2 protein-coding genes are annotated in these 4,011 nt (G+C 54.1%); both read left to right on the top strand.

Annotation, left to right across the window (positions count from 1 at the left end; genetic code table 11):
- The coding region (locus BW950_RS15200) for a hypothetical protein (RefSeq protein WP_159438821.1) at positions 1–2,424 on the top strand (2,424 nt) is incomplete at its 5' end.
- Positions 2,425–2,883: 459 nt separating this feature from the next.
- Complete coding sequence (locus BW950_RS14480) at positions 2,884–3,915, top strand: RCC1 domain-containing protein (protein ID WP_076490006.1); 1,032 nt, start codon at positions 2,884–2,886, stop codon at positions 3,913–3,915.
- The last annotated feature ends 96 nt before the right edge of the window (positions 3,916–4,011 follow it).

The following is a 4,011-nucleotide window of genomic DNA, read 5'->3' as shown; positions in this document are numbered from 1 at the left end:
GGCACCTGGCTGTCCTCCTTCAGCACGCCCGGGGATGTCGAACGGATCGACGAGGAAAAAAATCACATCACCACGGTCTATCTCCATGACTACGTGAGTGCATTACAACAGGCCGGGGATGAGTTTGCCGATGCGGAGCAACGCTATGAAGCTTTCATGAATAGCACTGATTCGAGTTTTCCCCGGATGCAAAATCTGAAGCACCGTGAATCGATGACACTCAGCTCGCTTGCCTATTCCATTTGCGGCAATAACGAGACCTATCAGCGCAATCTGGCATACTCTGATTTCATACAATGGCACGAAGCTACCATTGAGGAACACATCGAACGAGAGATGCCCTTTAAAGCTGCTGCCCAGCGTGCACGCGCATTGCTGATGACCCCCGGGTTGCATGCTGCCTTGATCGATTACGAATACTCCGACAGCGCAGCCCAAAGAAACGATGTGGAGACCATCATCACAACCCTGTTGGAACAGTTTGTCGATTCACCGGAGGTTATAACCTGCATTGGCTCACTGCTGGAAGAAGCGTACACCACAGCACGCGAACGACAGCAGGATCTGCAAAAGCAGAATCTCACCCTTGCAGATCTTACCGAGAACGGAAATGAAGACAACTGGTGGGAAACCTTTATTGCCAATCCCGAATCGCCGGTTAACCGGGGCGTATTACCGGCAAGCGAGGCGGCAGCCCAGATTCTGGAGCTTTCCAGCCATGCTCTGGCAACCCTGGAAACATCCCATGTGGTCGTAGACTTCATCATGAAAAACCGCTTTCAGAAAAACAGTGCCGGGGTACGTTTTTCTCCTGGCGAGGTTGTGCTGCATGCAGGTAAAGCATATACCAGTGATACTGAGCTGCAGAAGCTGTTTGAATCAGTTTTCCCGGAAGGATCGGGTGGTGAGCAATTGACGGTACTAGCGAACGACGGGTCAGTCGGACGAGATCGCCATTATACAATACGACGAGAAATGACAACGGTTCGGAAAACCCGGGGGCAGACAGTTGGAGCTATTGCCCAAGGGCTGGATCGAGCGCTTACGACATACGGAATCGCTACCAGTGCCTATGCCTTTGCGAAGGCCGAAAGCAGCGGCGAGCGTATGGAAGCGTTGCTTGGATATGCCAAGGGGATTGCGGATATGTATACCTCCTACGTAACCAAGGCTACCTCCTTTGCCGGACAGACACGAATACTGTTCGCCAAGAGTTTGAGCGGCAGCATATCGATCGCCTTTGCGGTGCAGGACTACCAGCAAAAGGGCAGGCAAGCGGACATTCTGTGGCGACAGGGGCGGTATGATCGTGCAGCCGCACGGCGATTACAGCAACATGCCAATATCCTGGCTATCGGCAGTAATGTTGCTGCACTCTATGTTGCTAAATCAGCGCTGGTTGCCGGTGGCATAGGCAGTAACGTGGTGCCGGTTGCCGGGCAGTTTGCTTCGGGGATTCTCCTCGTGCTGGCAGCCCTGTTATCCGCAGGAGTATATGCATGGGAACGATGGATTCACCGGGATGCGCTGGAACGATGGCTTGCGCATTGTATCCCCTGGGGAAACAGTTTTTCGAGGGCCATGTCCGGCGAACTGCCCTGGACACGATATATTGCGTACCCCTACGCGCACAACCACTATCCGATCTCGCTGAACTCGACAAATCGGGCGGTGAACACCTACTCGACCGTCCACAGCGCATTCAGCGATATATCCACAAATACCCTCTTCCGATCAGCGGAGTTCAGGGAACGCTTCGATACCACTCCCGGGTTTTTCCGCAGAGCAAACTATATTCCGTATCAGATATTACAGGCAACCATTGCGGTGAACTCCCAGATAGGATCGGCACAGAATCAGTTCCAGCTGACCGCAATGCTTCACAACCACTACCACTACTTTGAGCTGGAGGTACCGGAGGAGATGAATTTGTTTGAGGAGTATTACAGCAGCCGGGCCTATGACGCCCGGACTGGCCAGACGCTGTACCTGCTGGGCTGGACTGACAGCGCCGTTGCCAACCGGCCAGCGAAGAAAAAAGCAGCTGCAGAATCCTACGCACAGCACAACATGGAGTACTTTGATTCGCTGTGGGGGTATAGTGCCCTGCAGAACAACCAAGATCGATACAAAAACGCAATCGATACCTTAAATATGACTCTCAAAAAAGACCTGATGCCACAACAGGGACTAACAGACGCAGTGCATCTGCTATCCGGGTCAAACTGGACCCGACGCGATATCTTTCTGCGCATAGCCTTGGAACTGTCGGACGGCAGCGACATCGCGGTGCGCAGAATGACCGATGTCCCGTTGAGCTATGATCTGAGTGACAGGGCATACACCCATTTTGAGGATTATGAGCGGTCACTGCCAGGAAGACCACCGGAAACGCCGGAACGCTTGCCGGACCGGTTTCGGTAGGTGGGAGTGAAAATGGAAATGGCTGGGAATCGCAGTATGTATCTTGTTGCATTGTCTACAGTGTTGTTGTCCTCCCTAATGATGTCCGGATGTACGCCGACAGATTTTGACCCCCGAAGAGTCGAGTATCCTGATACTGCGCCTCGGCTTGTGCACATTGTAGCTGAAGGTCCCGGACCAAGAGCACTTGCAGAAGACGGTACCGTGTGGGCAGGAAGAATCTCCATGTTTGGGCGAGATCGTGCCGATACCATTGTTACCAGATCAATGGTACCAGTATATCATGTTAACGGTGAACGATTCGGGAATAACCAGTATATCGGTGGCCAATTTGTTATCGATAATGAAAGCCAGCTTTGGTCTATCGGTAGTGGGGGATTGATATCTGGCTCAGCCCCTCCCCGCAACAGCGTGTTTCCCCACAAGGTGCAGTTCTCCGACGGCAAACCATTCGACCAAGTGATTTCTGTTGACAACTATCATTACCTCCACGCCTACGCCGTCCGTGCCGACGGCTCTGTCTGGGCGTGGGGTATGAACAATCGTTTGGGAACGCTGGCACGAGATCCAAAGACCTGGCGGGCACCACGGGAGTATTTCGCAGGACTGGAGTCCTACATCGAGCCGGGCGGACCGGTGGAAAACCTGAATGGGACACCGTATCCCATAGAGGTTTTCAAGCCGGATGGCAGTTCCTTTGACGATGCGGTCCAGGTAGTTACCCACACCGGCACCACTCTGGTACTGACCAGCGGCGGAGAAATATGGGGTTGGGGGTATCCTGCCCGGGTGTGGCCATGGCCAGATCTGCAAGCCGGTGATAACATTTTTGGAAAGTCGGAGAAGTATTACCAACCGGTGATGAGCGTGGTCTCCGAGGTTGCCGCCCCGGCCAAGATTACCCGGCTTGACATTGCTCAGACCTTTGCCGCAGGCATGGCCGACGACGGCACCGTCTTTACCTGGGGCTGGAACAACATCGCCAGTCTCGGCCATGGGGAGATGGAGACTACAAATCCGCCTGGTCGCATCCGTGACACTCGCGATATGCGAGATTTTCCCGAGGATTCCTGGCCATGGATCTCCGAGGGACGCTACTTACAGAATGTAAAAGAGGTGGCACTGGTAGATAACGGAACGCTCATACTGAAAGAGGACGGACGGGTGTTCTATCAGGGCACGCACTATACCGGGGACGGGCGGTATGTCAGCACCGAGAAAATGCGCCAGACGATAATAACACCCGAGAACGTGCCGGTATTAAACCCGGTGCTGCGCCGGGACGGCACACAGTTTGACAATATTGCAGCCATTACCAGCGACCGAGGCTACCGCATGTATATGCTGGATGAAGACGGCGTATTCTGGCATTGGGGGAGGGATATTGAAAGCCGATCGCAAGATTCCTATTACGGACTGTACCCCGAGCGGTTGCCCTTTGCCCGGTTCGATAAGGACCTCAACGAGTGGGTGGAAATCCACCCGAGGTGATGCTACATACCCCCCTGCCCCCACAGCCTGGTTCGCCGGCGTGGACCAGGCTGCGGATGCGGGCCCGAGAGACGGACCATTACGCACTGGATGCGT

It is taken from the genome of Alkalispirochaeta americana (assembly GCF_900156105.1).
In the GTDB taxonomy this organism is placed as follows: Bacteria; Spirochaetota; Spirochaetia; order DSM-27196; family Alkalispirochaetaceae; genus Alkalispirochaeta; species Alkalispirochaeta americana.
Note: the sequence above shows the minus strand (reverse complement) of the source record. Positions and strands in the feature narration are given on the sequence as shown.